Genomic DNA, 16,468 nt, shown 5'->3' with positions numbered 1-16,468 from the left:
AGAAGGGTTGTCTCAATGACGGGCAACCCTTTTTTATCGGCCAGGCCCATGGCCTCCCCCTGGTCTTCTGTCAGGTTCAGCAGATAACGTTGTTTATCTGATAAACGAGGCGCTTATCAGATAGCACCGTCGCCCGGATCCGCTTTACTGCCATCGAACTCTTCTTCGGCTTCCCGCCAGGCTTCAGTAAACTCACGGTAGGCTTCATCAAAGCCATCCTTCATCGATTCCCAGGTGAAGGTCGAGCTCGCCTGCATGCGCTCGTACCAGTCCCCCACCTCAGCACGCTGCCGGCGCAAGGTCGCCAGGGTAGACTTGAGCTCGGCACGGGTGATGTCACTCATTTCCTGCCACTCGGTCTCCACTTTCCGGTCCAGCTCAGCGATTCTCGCATCCAACGCTTCCAGTGTGCGATTAATTCGTTCACCGGCCTGCTCGCGCTGCTCTGCACTGTATTCCTCAAGCTTCTGGCTGAGCTCCTTGACGTCGGCTTGCAGATCATCAAGGGTCATTCCGCCCCCCTCTTTCGGCTCGGCGCTGGCAATGGGCGCGGCGCAAACCAATGCAACCAGCGTCCATGCCCGGCCCATGGTCATGAGTTTCCTATTCATAGCTTCTTCCCTCTGTTTGGCCCTATGGGGCCACTACTACATGTGGTCCGCGCGCTCGACGCGACATTCATAAGATCCCATTTCGAATTCGCGACACACCCAGGGCCGACGTTCGTAGATGGAGCACAGCATGGTATTGCGATCCAGGGCTGCACACCAGCCGTCCTCAAGTCGTGACATGACCGTCACGCCATGGGATTCAATCTCGGTAAATCTTTCGGGCACGCCGGTCTCCGTGATCAACATGACCTCGAGGCGACAACAGCAGGCCCGGCAGTTGGCGCAGGAAACCTCGTCTTCCGACACGTTCGTTACGTTTATGATCATTGATCAGACTGATCCCTGCGGCGATAGTCCGGATCAATCCAGCACTGGGGCAAAGGCTCGCCAGACGGAAAGGCCAGATCTTCTTTAAGAAACTGCTCAGGATCCTGGGCCTCCTCGCCATAGTGAAGGCTACCTTTAACTGTTTTCTCAAGGGGATCGTAAAGCCCATGCTGATCCAGCACTTCGATCACATGGCCGGTGGCTTTCTTTGCGAGCAACATGTTTGTCCTCCTGAACTGTGAAGCGTGGCTGTACACAGCCTACCAAGCTACCGTTAACTCAGGAACACCTGATTCCGTTACAGAGCAGTTATACACCGCTCACACCGCCCCGGGACCACTATAAGCCGCAATAATCCTCAACCATCATCAAAACTAATTCGCCGTAATAGGGCAGCCTATCCATACTCAACCTGACTCAGGAATGCGGCCAGGGATTCCGCCGGATCTGGCCGTTGTATCAGCGTCAAAGCCAATAACAAGAGTGAGCTTACGATGTCCGAACGTAGAGAACTGCCGGGCTGGAAATGGGGGCCCATCACTTTCCGTGTGCCTTTCTACCACACCCGCCTATGCTGGTCGGAACTGCTTCAGGGTCTGTTTGTATCCGCTGCCACCGGGCTGGCCCTGGTACCGGTGATGACCGGTTTCTTCGGACTCAGTTTCGAAGAGGCAATTGCCCTGTCCATGGTTCACGCGGCGCTGATTGCGTCGGCGGTGATTGTTTTCGGCGAACCCTACGCCGGCGGCTGGATTACCCCGGCCCTGCCGCTTATTCTTGCCTTCGTGATCGGCGGCTACGACGACCCGGTGCTCCGGTTCCAGGCGATGACCGCGCTCACCCTGGACTTTGCCTTCCTGGTGCTGATACTGGGGGTCACCGGCCTTGGCCAACGTTTTGTGATCTGGCTGCCTGATACGCTCAAGGCGGGCATCATCCTAGGTGCCGCCATAGCCGCCCTCAAGCGGGTTTTCATCGACGACGCCGACCGCTTCCTGCTGGAGCAGCCCATTGCTACCACAGTCGCCGTTACCATCTGTCTGGTTTTCACCTTTTCCATACCCATGCAGAGTCTGAAAACCCGCAACCGATTTTTCGGCATGCTGGGCTCCCTGGGGCTACTGCCGGGCTTTCTGGCGGCGGCCATCGTAGGGCCCCTGGTAGGCGAAGTGGTCTACGACATCCAGTGGGGATTCCTGGTACCGCCCCTTGACGTAGCCTTTGCCAAGGCTTCGCCCCTGGTCAACGGCTGGCCATCCGTTGAGATGTTTTTGCAGGGCATACCGCTGGCGCTGATTGCCTACATCATCCTGTTCGGCGATCTGGTCACCGGCAACGAAGTCCTCCGCGAAGGCCTGCAGGCCCGCAAGGACGAGCATATCGACATCAACCTGAACCGGACTCACTTCTCCCTGGCGATCCGCAACGCCATTATGGGCCTGGTGGCGCCATTTTTCCCCACCCAGGGCGCGGTCTGGACCGGCGTCCATGTCATCGTGGTCCAGCGCTGGAAGCTGGGGCCCAAAGCCATGAACAGTCTGCACAGCGGCATGGCCTCCTATTACCTGATGGGGCTGCCGTTCATCTACTTCCTGCTACCGCTGATGACCGGGCTCAAACCGCTGCTGGGCATTGCGCTGTCGCTGACCCTGATCCTGACCGGGTTTGCCTGCGCCTATATCGCCATGGGAATCCCCAGGAACAATACGTCGCGGGGCACGGTGGTATTAATTGGCGCCTGCCTGGCCTTCTTCGAGCCCTGGATAGGCCTGCTGATCGGCATATTTGCCACGCTCGCCCTGGTAGGCTGGGACCGAAGCCCGGACCCCATTCCCCACGACGAGTAGTTCCCACTCAAGGCAGAGTCAGGGTTATCATGGCAGGCAGCCAGTCATTACCAAGGTCAGCAATGCGCACAACCCTGACACTGCTTTTCATCGCCCTGGCCTGGGCGCCCTTTGGGGCCCAGGCCGAGTACGAACTTACCCCCTTCGCCGGCTTTCGGGCCGGTGGAGATATCGATGTCGAGACCCGGGACAATGATTCCCGGAGCGAGCTGGAATTCGACGACGGTGAAAGCTTTGGCCTGCTGTTCAACATTGATCTGGCCGAGGCCGGAAAGCAGGCAGAGCTCTATTTCGCCCGCCAGGACAGCCGCGTGTCCTCATCCGAGGCGCTGTTTGCCCCGGCTGCCTCTTCAGTGGAGCTGGTTATCTACCAGCTCCAGTTCGGCGGCCTGTATTTTCCCGGCGGACAAACCACCGGCGGCTTTGTCTCGGGCGTGGCGGGTGTGACCCGGCTCGAACCTGAGCCCAGCGGCTTCAAGGACCACCACCGCGCCTCGATTTCCCTGGGCGCCGGCTACAAGATGCCCCTGCACCGCAACCTGTTGCTCAGGCTGGATCTCCGGGGAGTCTATACCGTACTCGACAGTGGCGGATCGGCCTTCTGTTCCGGCGGCTGCAACCTGCGTTTCGAGAGCAATGGCTACTTGCAGTTCGAGGCCGGCGTCGGCCTGGCAGTACGGTTCTGATCAATCCGCATGAACATCGAATCGCCTTATATTGGTAAGCTCCTGGAATGATGTCCGCGCCACGGTGTCGAGAAATGCCTGCATGAAGGGCTGGTCCCTGTCCTCCACTCTAACCGCAGCATACAGGTCAGACCAGAGACCCTCGCCCAGTGGTCGCCCCTTGAGCAGACCTGCGGTTTCATACTCCTGCAGGGCCCAGGTGGGCAGGGCCGCAACGCCGCGCTGGCTGGCCACCAACTGGGCGATCATCATGGTCATTTCGGCGGTACGCACGGCCTGGGGACGCACCCCGGCCGGCGTCATGAAGTGCCGGAAGATGTCCAGCCGGTGTTCTGCCACCGGATAGATCAACAGGGTCTGGTCCGCCAGCTGGTGGGGCTCAATCCGGGCACAGTCTGCCAGCGGGTGCTGTGGTGCCACAGCCAGCTGGATCTCGAAGCGAAACAGTGGCACGTACACCAGTCCGGGCATTTCGACCGGATCAGACGTCACCACCAGATCTAGCTCACCCTGCGCAAGCGCCGGCAGGGGCTCGAAATTGAGATGCCCGATAAAGTCCAGTTCCACATCACTCCACTGGGCGCGATAGGCGTTCACCGAAGGGATCAGCCAGAGGTAGCAGCTGTGGCACTCGATCGCCATGCGCAGGCGGCCCTGCTTGCCACGACCGAGTTTCAGCAGGGTATTTTCCACGTCCCTGACCTCGGGAAGAAGGTTATGGGCCAGGTCAAGCAGGGCCTGACCTGCCGGTGTCAGGCGCAAAGGCCGACTCTTGCGGTGGTACATGGTGACGCCGAAAAACCCTTCTAGGTCCCGCAACTGATGAGACAGGGCTGACTGCGTGACATGAAGGCTGTCGGCGGCCCGGGTCAGGCTTCCGCATTCTGCCAGAGCTTGCACTGTTTTCAGATGTCTGATTTCAAGCATGGGGCTGTCCGTTCGGCTGAATTAACATGAGTAATACTCATGACTAAAGTGATTACATTGATTTTGTCTCATGAACAGACCCCGCCACAATGGCTTCCTGATATTAATGCGCTGAGGCGCTACTAAAAGACACACAGGGAGCAAACGCCATGGCCAAGTTACACCTCTTGGGACTGCCACGAATCGGGCCGGACAGGGAATTGAAGTGGGCGCTGGAAAAGCACTGGCGCGGAGATCTCGATCAGACCGGCCTTCAGGCCGTGGCGGCACAACTGCGCCAAAGCGCCTGGCAGCAACAGGCCGAACGGGACCTGGACCTCATCACCGTGGGCGACTTCAGTCTTTATGACCAGGTGCTGGACCACAGCCTCATGTTCAACCTGATCCCGAAGCGCTTCCGTGGCACGCCTGGACTCACCGGTCTTGACCGGTACTTTGCCCTGGCGAGGGGCTGGCAGGGGGGCGAACACAAACTGGGCCCCAGCCCGATGCTGAAATGGTTCGACACCAACTACCATTATCTGGCGCCGGAACTGGACCAGGGCACCCAGCCTGAGCTGGACGCCACCGCCTTACTGGCGCAGGTAAGCCAGGCCCAGGCCCTGGGCAAGCCATTGAAGGTCACCCTGATCGGCCCGATTACCCTGCTCTGGCTCAGTCAGGCCGACACAGAGGAAGGTTTCCAGCGTCTGGATCTTCTGGAACCACTGCTCCAGTGCTACCTCAGCCTCAGTCAGCAACTCAACAATGTCGGCATAACGTGGCTGCAACTGGACGAGCCTGCCCTTTGCGTTGATTTGCCGGCTGACTGGCGGGCTGCCTGCGAGCGTGCTTACAACCGCCTAGCCGCAAGCCAGCTGGACATCCTCCTGGCCACTTACTTCGAGGGTTTGAGGGAAAACCTGAGCCTCGCTTTCCAGTTACCGGTTGCAGCGGTCCATATTGACGTTGTTCGGGCGCCGGACCAGCTTGTCGGTGCACTCGACAGGCTCGGCCCCAACAAGCAGCTGTCCCTGGGGGTTATCGATGGCCGCAATATCTGGCGCACGGATCTTGAATCCGCGCTGGAAAGGCTCCGACCGGTTCAAGAACGGTTGGGGGACCGGCTCTGGCTGTCAACCAGCTGTTCCCTGCTGCACGCACCCTACAGTGCGGCCCGGGAAGCCCATCTTCCCGAGGCCCTTCATCGCGGCCTGGCTTTTGCGGAGGAGAAGCAGGCTGAACTGGAGCTGCTCAAGGCAGCGCTCAATGAGCCGGACAGCACCAGGGTCACGCAGCAGCTTGACGACGCGTCCAGCGCCCTCGCAGCTCTGGCGTCGCTACCCGGGCGCAGTAACGACCGGGTCAGGCAACGCCAGGACCAGGTTACGGAGGCGGACCGCAGGCGCGGCCAAAATGCAGCGGCACGTAAGAAAATCCAGCAGCAGACCCTGAACCTGCCTTTGCTGCCGACCACCACCATCGGCTCCTTTCCCCAGGATCAGGCCATTCGCGAAACCCGCAAGGCCTTCCGTCAAGGCAGCCTGGATGAGGCGGGCTATCAGGCCCGGATGGCCGCTGCCATCGAAAAAACCGTTCGCCTGCAGGAGGACCTGGGACTGGATGTGCTGGTCCACGGCGAACCCGAGCGCAACGATATGGTCGAGTACTTCGGTGACCGTCTGGAAGGGTTTGCAACCACCCGTTTCGGCTGGGTGCAGAGTTATGGTTCCCGCTGCGTCAAGCCGCCGGTCATCTTCGGCGACTGCCAGCGCCGGACAGGGCTGACCCTGGACTGGATGGCCATTGCCCGCAAGGCCACAGCCAAGCCTTTGAAAGGCATGCTGACCGGTCCTGTCACCATCATTGCGTGGTCTTTTGTGCGGGATGATCTGCCCCTAGCCCGGGTTGCTGACCAGTTGGCCCTGTGCCTGCGCGACGAGGTGCGTGACCTGGAGGCTCTGGGCATAGATATTGTCCAGGTGGATGAGCCCGCCCTCAGGGAACTGCTGCCTCTGCGAAAGACAGACCGGCCAGCCTATCTGGCCTGGGCCGTGGATGCCTTCAGGCTTGCCACTTCAGGCGCCAGCTCCGGCACCCAGATTCACACACACATGTGTTATTCCCAGTTCGGTGACATCATGGCCAATATCAGGGCTCTTGACGCCGACGTTATAACCATCGAAGCGGCCCGGGGTGAGCTGGTTCTGGTCAGAGACCTACATGAGGCGGGTTACTCTGCCGATGTTGGGCCAGGGGTCTATGACATCCACTCTCCCCTCGTGCCCTCTGCGGAGGAGATGCAGAAACGCCTGGGGCAGATCCTATTACACCTTCCTGCCGGGCAGGTGTGGGTAAACCCCGACTGTGGCCTGAAAACCCGCAACTGGGATCAGGTTGAAACGGCCCTGACCGCCATGGTGGAGGCCGCCCGCCAGCAACGTAAACTGCTAGCTCGCGAGCTTGTGGCCGCGCCCTGACTCGATCGCCCCGACCACTGCCTTGGCAGAGCGCACCGCTGATTCCAGCAGGGGCACGCCTTCGTGGGCCCAGGAACCGCAGAAAAAGACCTTGCGCCCGGGCTCGCTGTGCCACTGCTCGAGATGCTCATGGACACGCTGGGTACCCGAGTGAACCACAGCGCGCTGCAACGGCACCCGGGCCAGCACCTGCCCGGGATCCGGTTCGAACAGGGGGTTCCAGGTCTGGAACAGGGGAGCCGTACCTGTCAGGGTGGGCTCCACTTCGTTCATCCAGACCGTGAACATGGGCTTCTGCAACTGCTTGTCCATCTGGAAGTTCAGGGCCGTCCAGTCCCGTCTGTTGCCGGGCATGAACCGCTGATCCCGGTGCACCCAGAGGGTGCCCGAGTCAAAATGGATGTTACCCAGGATCTGACGCTCCTGGGCAAAGCGTTCGTCTTCCAGGAATCCCAGCTGATTCGCCTGGGTCGCAACGATGACGCGATCGAAAACCCCGCCTTCGCCACGCCCATTGTAGACTTCCATGGCCTCGCCCCCTGGCTGCTCCTCCACCCGGGCGACCGGACTGCCGGCGTAAAGCGGCAGGTCTTCGGCGAGCCGGTTAACCAGGGCGGACGTGCCACCTTTGAGGCGATGCAGGGATGAGCTGCGGGCAATGCTGTCCAGTATCTCCAGCAACTGGATGGCAGGCCAGGCCAGCAGGTGCTCTTCATCACAGGTACAGATGGTAGTCAGAATGGGCAGCACCAGGCCCCGCCAGAATACCGGATCGAACGGATACTCCTCCAGAACCTGATCCAGGGTGGCCCGGCTTTGGGTTCTCTGCAGAGTCTGCTTGACCCGGACGAGTTGCCAGAAGCCCTGGGCAATAACCAGGGCGCGCTTGTTCAGGTAGCGCCAGGAGCCGAGGAATGGCCAGTCGAGTACCGGCAGATGGCCACTGCGCAGCCAGGTTTCCTGGTCAAGCCAACTGCACGAGATGTCCACCTTCACATCGAAGGTGTCGACCCCTACGTCCCTTGCCAGCGCCAGCATGTTGGGCCATGAGGCCGAGCTCATGACCCTGAGGGGAACGTCCACGATACCGCCGTCAACATTCATGGAGTGGGCATCCATGCCGTGGCTGTCCTGGGCTTCAAACACGGTGACAGTATGGCCATTCTGACGGCACCCATGGGCCGCCGCCAGACCCGCCATGCCGCTGCCGATCACTGCAATGGCGTAGGGCATATTGTCTCCTTATGGGGCTTGTCCGCCAGGTTACCCGCTTCCGAGGTACCGACGCCTTCCAGGCTGGAGGCACCGGACGGCGACCCGGTCTGGCCAGAGATCACGCTGAAGGACCCGTCGGTTTCAAGCACCACCGCTTCCACCTGGTCCAGGGAAGCCTGCCCCGACGAGCGAACGGCGGCCCGCACCTCATTCACAGAAACGCGCTGCTTGCGCAAAGCGCCATGGAGCAGCGCACCCTGATACAGGAGCAGGGTGGGGTCGCCAGTCACCGCCCGTCTGAGCCAGGGTATGCGGACGCTGGACCAGGTCACCGCAAACTGCATGGCAATAAGAAGTGCCAGAGCCAGGGCGCCCTGGGCCAGGGCCACGTCCTTGCTCAGCAGGATGGTCGCCAGGGTCGAACCCAACGCCACGGTGACCACCCAATCGAAGGCGTTCATTTTGGCCAGAGTACGCTTGCCGGAAATCCGCAGGAAAACGACCAGAAACCAGTACGCCATGAACCCGACAATCACGGTACGGATCAGACTGTTCCAGCCATCGAAAAACACAGGTTCCATGTGCAGCTCCTTTGCTGTCCTTGCCGACCCTTATCATGTCACGGAGGACGGGCTCAGCCCAAACCGGAGGCAGGTCAACAGGCAGGCGAATGCCCTTGGCGCAAGAATCAATAACCTGAAGCTGGCAGCCTTAGAGCCAGCGCCGGACTGAAGCCTTGTAGTTCAGGAACGCCTGGCCGAACTTCTTTTTCAGGGCCCGCTCTTCGGGGCGGATCTGGTAGCGGTTCATGTAGACCACATAGGCGGGCAGAAGCACAAAGGCAAGAATGTGGGACAACATCACGGCCCAGGCCGCCAGCACTAGGAGAAACCCGAGGTACATGGGGTTGCGGCTATAACGATAAATGCCGGTGGTGACAATAGAGGAGGCCAGATCCGGCGCGACCGGGTTCACCGTAGTGCTGGCCCGCCGGAAGCTTACAACCGCCGCCAGGATAACCACAAATCCACTGATCAGCAGGCAGCCCGCGATAATCAGTCTGGCCTTGAAGGCGAAGTTCAGCTGCGCCAGAAGCAAAGAAGCAGCCCACATCAGGCTGCCCACCAGAAGAACCAGCAGAAGAGGAGGTACTTTGAGTTCGAGAGCCTTCATGGAGAACGTCTACCGGTCTGGGTTTGGCTGGACAACAGGAAATGCTTCCATTACATGAGCGCATTCTCAGCAACTTTTCTGTCGCATTTGATAAATATCATAGCCAAATCAGCGGCGTGTTCAATTACCTAAGTTAAGCTTTTGCAATGTCTGGCCCGAAAAACACCCGCATGATGGGAGGGTTTTTCCATTTAACGCATATTTTTTTCGCATATGTGCCAGGAGTGCTGCGAAGCGCAGCCGCCGTATCTCAGTGGTCACGCTTGCGGGATTCGGAGATCCAGTCTGTGATGGCAAAGAACACACCCGACAGAACAAAGGTAAAATGGATGCCCACTTTCCAGGCCAGCTGTTCATTGGTGTATTGACTGCTTACCAGGAACGCCTTGAGCAATTCAACCGCGGATATAGCCACGATGGCGCCAATCAGTTTCAGCTTGAGATCGGCAAAGCCAACCTTGCCCATCCAGGCCGGCCGGTCTTCATGGACGCCAACGCCGATCTTGGAGACAAAGTTCTCATAACCACTGAACACGATAATAAGCAGAAGACTGGCGATAAGCGCTGTATCCACCAGGGTCAGTATGGAAATCACTGAATCGAATTCACCGGCGCCTGCAGTCCAGACATTGGTTATCAACTCGAACAGCTCTTTCATGAACTTGGCCAGCAAGACCAGAATGGCCAGAATAAGGCCGACAAAGAAAGGGGCCAGCAGCCAGCGACTGGCAAATATGCCCGCTTCCAGGGTTTTTTCAAAAGACCGCACTTACACTCTCCCAGATCAAGAACGACATAACCGCCAAGGGTGCTACCGGCGCATAGTTAGCCTGACTCAGGCTTTGCGCAAGTAGGTACTAACCCGCTGCCGGTTCACCAAAAAATTCATCCTTCGGTATCAGAGCCCCAGGTGCGGGCCATGATCAGGTAGCTGAAAGACGCCGACCAGGTGATCATCATGAAGCCCACCAGCGCTTCGGTGCCCGCCAGGAACCGCACATCCCCGGTTGCCGCCAGATCGCCCCAACCCGCGGTGCTGTAGTTAGCGGCCGAAAAGTAGACGCTGTCCAGCAGGTTCACCTGGGCATAGCCGGCGATCGCGCCATAGTCCTCGTGGCTTAGCAGTAACCAGAAGGTGGCCCCGAAGAGCCAGACCTCAGCTACGTGTGCAAACAGAAGCACGAACATCGTGGTCAGGACGGTGGGGCGTGTCCGGAACTCTTCCTGAAGCCGATGCTGTCTGTGCCGGCACCAAAGGTCGAGCAACCGGATCACCTCATAGTGAAAGACAATCACCGCCGCCACCACCAGTACGGTTGCGACTGTGACTACCACCTTCGATTCAGTCAGCATGATGTAAACCTGTCAGGGACCGGGCATCAGCAGCGCCGTATGCCGCCTATGTTTGAACCTCCGTATCGACGCCCCGCCTCAATGGGCAGTCACATGCTCGGCCAGGCCTTTAAGGGCGTCCGCTACCTTATCGAACGCCGGGCAGTCCTTTACGTTGTGCCGTTCGGCAAGGAAGCGCGGGTCGTTGTAGCCAAGCCAGACCTGACCTTCGGCATCCTCCCACACCAGGGCCTTCAGGGGCAGGTCGATGCCCACTGTCTGCTCGCACTCCATCAGAGGCGTGCCGCCTTTCGGATTGCCAAAGATCAGAACCTCCGTGGGGCGCAGTTCGCTGCCCACCTTGGCCGCTCCGGCGGCATGGTCGATACGGGCGAATACGTTCAGGCCGCGCTCCTCCGCCTGCATCTCCAGCTTATCCATGGTTGCCTTCACGCTGTGAGGACTTTTCACTGTGACCAGGCCTTCTGCCGCCTGTGCAAACGACAGAAAGGTAGACAGCACAGCCACCACGATGAGTCGTATCGGCTTCATCAGCATTCCCCTTGCGTAGAGTGATGATCGCCTCAAGGCGACACTACCTGCTAAACCTAGCACTATTAAGCAGACTTTGACTCGAAAGACGTCAGACTACCCCCGGATCGGTCGGGGTCTGGTGCTCATCGGAGCTTATTGAGCCTGGACCAGTAGCCCTGGCCCGGACTCAGCGGCCATCGCCCTTCACCCCTAGCCGGTCAAGATAGACATGGAGTTCGGTCTCGCTCAGGTTGACGTACTCAAGCACACGTCCGTAGAGCATTACCGTCGGTACATTGCGACCGTTGAGTTCGCGCTGGCTCTGGTCGAGCACATAAAGAATGATGCGTTCCGTGCGGGTGAGCCCGTCACGGACATCCGGGATGGTTTCCAGCATGGTCTCGAATTCCTGCTGGCTCAGGTTTTCTCCTGTCTTTTCCACGTCCTCGCCCTTATCAGCTACCCGCTAATTTCTTCTGCATTCGCCTGGTAAGGCCTCTGTCGCCCTGCCCCCTGGGAACTGTCCGGAACTGTTTACAGTGTCCTGATTTTCGCACAGATTCGTTAGCGCCCTCTGATGGCCTGCGTTCCCGGTAATAGTACCCCTCTAAAACACGGCTCTTCTGTCCCGAATGTCCGGAATTCTGGATAGATCCAGACAGCCTTTAGCCTGAATTTTTTAAACCTCTTGATTTAATTATATTTTACGAGTTGGCACAAGAGCCGCATGGCAAAGTTCGCAGGCGCCGTAAAGATCGGCTCCAGGCTGGCAGACGGACCCTGCGACAAACAATAACAATGACCGGAAGGAAGCCAACATGACGATTCGAGCTACACTCGTGGCATCGACGGGCGCGCTGTTTGCCCTCACCCTCACTGCGTGCAAGGAATTACCCCCACCGGCGTTTGTGGACGGCGAGATCCATCACGCCCGCTATGCGGATAACAATGACCTGCTTACTGCAGGCCTCGGAGCCAGTGGCCTGGCCAGTGCCACAGCGCCCGCCTTTGCTGACGCCCTGAACCCCACAGCCGAGGAGCTACGCACTCTCACCATTTACAATAACTACCGCGCTCTGGTGGATACTGCGCCCGGCGGCGGCTACGGTACTTTCTTCGGGCCCCAGGTAAATGCGGGCCAACCGGGTGGCCTGGTGCCAGGCGATGAATATCTGGCCTTTGTGAAGGCTGGCCCCAACAACCTGCCTGTGACGGTTATGGTCCAGATACCCGATGCCTTTGACCGCGAGAATGCCTGCATGGTCACGGCACCTTCCTCGGGCTCCCGAGGGGTCTATGGTGCTATTGGCACCGCCGGCGAATGGGGCCTCAAGAAAGGCTGCGCGGTAGTCTATACTGATAAAGGGACCGGCACCGGCTCCAACAACCTCGAAACCAATACGGCCCAGCTTATCGACGGCCGCCTGACCGATGACCCGAACGCTGCCGTGCAGTTTCGGGCCGACCTGAGCGAGGCGGAGCGGGCTGCCTTCACCGGCCAGTTTCCCGACCGCTTTGCGTTCAAGCACGCTCACTCCCGCGCTAATCCGGAAGCGGATTGGGGCGAGCATGTGCTGCAATCCATCGAGTTCGGTTTCTATATCCTGAACCGCCATTTTGCCGAGCAGCGCAAGGGCAAGGGCCGGGCCTTCCCCATACTGCCAGCCAATACTCTGGTTATAGCGTCCAGTGTCTCCAATGGTGGTGGTGCCTCGGTTCGGGCAGCCGAGCAGGACAAGCGCCACCTGATCGATGGCGTGGCCGTGTCCGAGCCCAATGTGAATCCGGTGGTCGACACCAGTTTCACCATCCGTCAGGGCGACGGACCGGTCATCACCGAACACAGCCGTAGCCTGCTGGACTACACCACCGCGCTGGCAGTCTACCAGGGCTGCGCCAACCGGGCCCCGGATGTGCGCGGTGTGCTGTTCTTCAATGATTTCTTCAACAATCAGGCCGTTAACGAGAATGCCTGCGACGCTCTGGCGGTCAAAGGGCTGGTCAACGGGGCGGATCTTGATGCCCGGGCGGCCGACGCCCAGCGCATACTGAACGAGGAGTTCGGTGTGCAGCCGGAACAGAACCTGATCGCGCCGACCCATTTTGGTCTGGCTGTGGCCCAGAGCATCAGCATGACTTACGCCAATGCCTATGGCGAATTCGGGGTGGAAGACCGGGTTTGCGGGCTCAGCCTGGCAGCCAGCGGCGCTGGCGGTGAAGTGGCGCCTCTGCCCGAGACCCAGGAAGCGGCGCTGTTCGCCACCAGTAACGGCATTCCGCCCACCGGGGGCGTCAATCTCATTTACGACGAGGCCTCCGGCGTCGCCACCAACCTGGCGGTAAGCGTGTCGCCCTCCAGCGGCCTGCAGGATTACGGCCTGGACGCCCTGCTTTGCCTGCGGTCACTGGCCCAGGGTAGCGATGCGGTGACCGGAGAACCGCTGGACTCCGAGGCTGCGGAAAAGGCCGATCGGGTCGCGCAGGGCATTGAAGAGATAAGAGCCAATGGTGATCTGAACCGCAAGCCGACAGTCTTTGTGACCGGGCGAAGCGACGCCATCCTGCCCATAAACCACACCTCCCGGCCCTACTTCGGCCTGAACCAAACGGTGGAGGGCAAGCGCAGCAGCCTGCATTACTATGAAGTGCTCAATGCCCACCATCTGGACACACTCAACGGCCTGGCCGGATACAACGAGCGCTTCGTGCCGCTGCATCACTATTTCTTCCAGGCCCTGGACCTGGTCTATGACAACCTGCGCAATGGCACGGAGCTGCCACCAAGTCAGGTGGTTCGCACAACGCCTCGGGGCGCGGGAGCACCGGCGCTGACGGCGGCCAATATCCCGGATATCAGTGCCGTCCCAGCAGTTGAAGATCAGATCCTGTTTGAGAATAACCAGGTCCGCATACCGGACTGATTACCAGTTTGGGCTGCCCGCCAGCCCTGGCCTTGTCACATACCTTACCCGGCCCAGGCGCCGGGTCTTTTTTGCAGCCCTTTTTAGCAGAGCCCTAGAGTCCCTGAGCTCCCCGGCGCAGCCAGTCATGGACAAACGCCAGTTTGCCGCGGGCAAAGTCCGACAGCACAAAGGGGTAAAGATCCGATAACCCCATGGAGCGGTTAACGTGGTTGATTCCCACCGTTATGGAAGCTGCGGCCTGAATCAGCCGCATGGCATCCGGTTCCGTGTAGGGGTCCCAGCCCGGCTCCGGCAACTGGGGCGAGCCGAGGCCGGTGGCCACGAAGCTGTCGGCGATGTCGGTCAGATGCAGCAGGTGAGCGGCGGTTTCAGCCCAGTCCTCATGGGGATGGGCCGAAGCGTAGCTGGTCAGGTAATACTGCTTCCAGTTGCTGGGGGGACCGTTCTCGTAGTGGTGCTGGAGGGCACCGGGGTAACTGATCCTTTCGTCGCCGAACATGGCCCGGAAAGCATCCAGAAAATCCTCCCGCAGGCTCAGCCGCCACCAGAGCATATGAGCGATTTCATGCCGCATATGGCCGATCATGGTGCGGTAGGGCTCGTCCAGTGCCTGCCTGCGGGTCGTGCTCAAAACCGGATCGGCCTCAGCCACGCTAATGGTCACCACACCCTGGGCGTGGCCCATGGGCACCGGGGTCGGACCTTCCGCCAGAAGATGGAATACCGGACGCGCACCCGGGTCCTCAGGCCGGAACCAGTGCCACCGCCCAAGGTTGTCCAGGGCCCAGCGTTTGGCCATTTCGGTTTTTGCCCAGTTCGTCATGGCATCAGGGATCGAGGGATCCGGTGCCAGCGCGGTCATCGCGCAGGAACGGCAGAAAGCGCCCTGCTCCGGGGCGATCCAGTTGCAACCGATTACCTCCCGGTTGGCACAGAAAGGCGGCATGGGTAAAAAAGCCCGTGCCTGGGGATCGTAGGCCACCGGTGTGCCGCCGGCGGTGGCGAGGTTATCGAACCAAAGCTGACCGGAACCCACAGGATTGGCAAAAACTCGCATTAGAGGTTACTCCTGGAATTATTCAGGGCCAGAAAATCTGGTACACGGATGTAAATTTTTAAGAAGAGGGTACTGCGGCTCTATTGACTACCCTACGCCGGCCAGATGGAAGTTACGAGCCTCAGGGCTGCTGAGGCTGCATTAAAGTTCAGTTACGAGGCTCACTCATCCGCTGGATTGTCCGCCGCAAAGGCGCCTTTGTGGAACTCGATCGCGGTATCAACCTCAGCAATACCGCACGCCTGGGGTTCCGTGAGCCCGCCACCGGCCATTACCTCCAGCACAGCATGTACCCCGCGGGACAGGGACTCGGTGTTGTAACCGCCTTCCAGCACCATGGCCAGACGGCCCTTGCAGTGCTTGTCGGCGATCTGCTGGACAACGCCGGTCATGGCCGCGAAGCCTTCGTAGGACACATTGAGTGCCATGTCCAGCCAGTGGGCATCGAAGCCGGCAGATACCAGCACCAGGTCCGGCTTGAAATAGTCCGCCGCGGGCACCAGGATTTCGCGCAGAGCTTTCAAGTAGGCCACGTCGCCCGCGCCGCCGGGCATCGGAACGTTGATGGTCGCCCCTTCTCCCAGGCCTGCCCCAACATCTATAAGACTGCCGCTCCCGGGGTAGAACGGGGAGGCCCGGTGCATGTCGAAAAACATGGTGTCCGGGTCGGCCCAGAAAATGTCCTGGGTGCCGTTGCCATGGTGGGCGTCCCAATCAACGATCAGCACCCGCTCGCAGCCCAGGACCGTCTGGGCATGGGCTGCGGCCACAGCCACGTTATTGAACAGGCAGAAGCCCCGTGCCCGCACGGGCTCGGCATGATGGCCCGGCGGTCTGACCACTGCAAAGGCGCTGCCAGTGCGGCCTTCTACCACCGCTTCAACCGCCGCGATCGCGGTGCCCGCAGCGACTTCAGCCGCTTCAATGCTGCCGGGGGATACCGCCGTTGTATCCATATCGAGCCAGGCGCTTTCGTTGCGCAGGGAAAAAATATGCTCAAGGAAAGAGGTGGCATGGACCCGGCCCAGCTGCTCTCTGGTGGCGGCCTTGCCGGGTTCAATCCGCACGCCGGGAATGGGTTCCCGGGCGAGCAGCTCCATGATGGCGGTAATCCGGCCGGGGTGTTCGGGGTACTTCCATTGCACGGTGAGCCCCGAAAGAATGGAGCGAACCCGCTTGTCCAGTCGCCCGGGCAGAAACTCTTCATTGGTATCCGGGTGGTGGGCAAGTACCCGTTCATCATAAAAGACGGTGACGTCCCGTTGCTGTGCCAAGGCTATGTCCTCCATGAGGCCGACAATACGGCAGGCTCCGGCTCTAAAAATTTGCCGGGCTCCCAAACAATCATAGTCTTATCGGAGTAAATCACAACGCGG

At 59.8% G+C, this 16,468-nt stretch carries 17 protein-coding genes; 4 read left to right on the top strand and 13 right to left on the bottom strand.

All coding sequences use genetic code 11. The features are described 5' to 3' along the window. Positions 1-116: 116 nt before the first annotated feature. From G7W63_RS09325 to G7W63_RS09315, 3 genes are read right to left on the bottom strand one after another with little or no spacing between them, the layout of a single operon-like run. Positions 117-611 (bottom strand): sll1863 family stress response protein, encoded by a 495-nt coding sequence (locus G7W63_RS09325; RefSeq protein ID WP_166256575.1) that lies wholly within the window; start codon positions 609-611, stop codon positions 117-119. Between the two features lie 36 nt (positions 612-647). After that, on the bottom strand, positions 648-938 hold the full coding sequence (locus tag G7W63_RS09320) for a YkgJ family cysteine cluster protein (RefSeq protein ID WP_166256573.1): 291 nt from the start codon (positions 936-938) through the stop codon (positions 648-650). Then, positions 935-1,159 (bottom strand): acetyltransferase, encoded by a 225-nt coding sequence (locus G7W63_RS09315; RefSeq protein ID WP_166256571.1) that lies wholly within the window; start codon positions 1,157-1,159, stop codon positions 935-937. The genes G7W63_RS09320 and G7W63_RS09315 overlap by 4 nt, the downstream gene beginning before the upstream one ends. 273 nt (positions 1,160-1,432) lie before the next feature. Between G7W63_RS09315 and G7W63_RS09310 the strand changes: the two genes are divergently transcribed. Both G7W63_RS09310 and G7W63_RS09305 read left to right on the top strand, forming a co-directional pair. Then, positions 1,433-2,785, top strand: coding sequence for a hypothetical protein (locus G7W63_RS09310; RefSeq protein WP_166256570.1), 1,353 nt, complete (start codon positions 1,433-1,435; stop codon positions 2,783-2,785). Between the two features lie 62 nt (positions 2,786-2,847). Further along, positions 2,848-3,471 carry a hypothetical protein gene (locus G7W63_RS09305; protein ID WP_166256569.1) on the top strand — a complete coding sequence of 208 codons (624 nt, stop codon included), beginning with the start codon at positions 2,848-2,850 and terminating at the stop codon, positions 3,469-3,471. Here the strand turns inward: G7W63_RS09305 and G7W63_RS09300 are convergent, their stop codons facing one another. Then, entirely contained in the window at positions 3,472-4,398 is a 927-nt protein-coding gene (locus G7W63_RS09300) for a LysR substrate-binding domain-containing protein (RefSeq protein WP_166256566.1), read from the bottom strand. 149 nt (positions 4,399-4,547) lie between these two features. Between G7W63_RS09300 and metE the strand changes: the two genes are divergently transcribed. Beyond that, positions 4,548-6,857: a 5-methyltetrahydropteroyltriglutamate--homocysteine S-methyltransferase gene (metE, locus tag G7W63_RS09295; protein WP_166256563.1), complete on the top strand. Its 2,310-nt coding sequence runs from the start codon at positions 4,548-4,550 to the stop codon at positions 6,855-6,857. Here the strand turns inward: metE and G7W63_RS09290 are convergent. The 7 genes from G7W63_RS09290 to G7W63_RS09260 form a co-directional block, all read right to left on the bottom strand. Further along, entirely contained in the window at positions 6,828-8,090 is a 1,263-nt protein-coding gene (locus G7W63_RS09290) for an FAD-dependent oxidoreductase (protein WP_166256560.1), read from the bottom strand. The genes metE and G7W63_RS09290 overlap by 30 nt on opposite strands. After that, positions 8,069-8,653, bottom strand: coding sequence for a DUF421 domain-containing protein (locus G7W63_RS09285; RefSeq protein WP_166256557.1), 585 nt, complete (start codon positions 8,651-8,653; stop codon positions 8,069-8,071). The genes G7W63_RS09290 and G7W63_RS09285 overlap by 22 nt, the downstream gene beginning before the upstream one ends. 130 nt (positions 8,654-8,783) lie before the next feature. Continuing rightward, on the bottom strand, positions 8,784-9,245 hold the full coding sequence (locus G7W63_RS09280) for a methyltransferase family protein (RefSeq protein ID WP_166256554.1): 462 nt from the start codon (positions 9,243-9,245) through the stop codon (positions 8,784-8,786). Positions 9,246-9,495: 250 nt separating this feature from the next. Next, positions 9,496-10,014 carry a TIGR00645 family protein gene (locus G7W63_RS09275; RefSeq protein WP_166256551.1) on the bottom strand — a complete coding sequence of 173 codons (519 nt, stop codon included), beginning with the start codon at positions 10,012-10,014 and terminating at the stop codon, positions 9,496-9,498. Positions 10,015-10,130: 116 nt separating this feature from the next. Next, a complete protein-coding gene (locus tag G7W63_RS09270) occupies positions 10,131-10,598 on the bottom strand; it encodes a two pore domain potassium channel family protein (protein ID WP_166256548.1) in 468 nt (155 codons plus the stop codon). Positions 10,599-10,676: 78 nt separating this feature from the next. Beyond that, positions 10,677-11,129 (bottom strand): DUF302 domain-containing protein, encoded by a 453-nt coding sequence (locus G7W63_RS09265; protein ID WP_166256545.1) that lies wholly within the window; start codon positions 11,127-11,129, stop codon positions 10,677-10,679. Positions 11,130-11,298: 169 nt separating this feature from the next. Continuing rightward, positions 11,299-11,508: a hypothetical protein gene (locus G7W63_RS09260; RefSeq protein ID WP_166258251.1), complete on the bottom strand. Its 210-nt coding sequence runs from the start codon at positions 11,506-11,508 to the stop codon at positions 11,299-11,301. A gap of 421 nt (positions 11,509-11,929) precedes the next feature. Here G7W63_RS09260 and G7W63_RS09255 point away from each other — a divergent pair, with 421 nt between their 5' ends. Then, the gene (locus G7W63_RS09255; RefSeq protein ID WP_166256542.1) at positions 11,930-14,032 is read left to right on the top strand and encodes a 3-hydroxybutyrate oligomer hydrolase family protein; all 2,103 of its coding nucleotides are present in this window, start codon (positions 11,930-11,932) and stop codon (positions 14,030-14,032) included. Between the two features lie 94 nt (positions 14,033-14,126). On the opposite strand, the gene G7W63_RS09250 is transcribed toward G7W63_RS09255, so the two are convergent. Together G7W63_RS09250 and G7W63_RS09245 are read right to left on the bottom strand one after the other, a co-directional pair. Further along, on the bottom strand, positions 14,127-15,092 hold the full coding sequence (locus G7W63_RS09250) for a zinc-binding metallopeptidase family protein (protein WP_166256539.1): 966 nt from the start codon (positions 15,090-15,092) through the stop codon (positions 14,127-14,129). A gap of 161 nt (positions 15,093-15,253) precedes the next feature. Beyond that, positions 15,254-16,366, bottom strand: coding sequence for a histone deacetylase family protein (locus tag G7W63_RS09245; RefSeq protein ID WP_207308930.1), 1,113 nt, complete (start codon positions 16,364-16,366; stop codon positions 15,254-15,256). Positions 16,367-16,468: the final 102 nt, after the last annotated feature.

This window comes from Marinobacter salicampi (assembly GCF_011074795.1).
Classification (GTDB): domain Bacteria; phylum Pseudomonadota; class Gammaproteobacteria; order Pseudomonadales; family Oleiphilaceae; genus Marinobacter; species Marinobacter salicampi.
The sequence above is the reverse complement of the archived record's forward strand: the minus strand, read 5'-3'. Positions and strand labels throughout refer to the sequence as shown.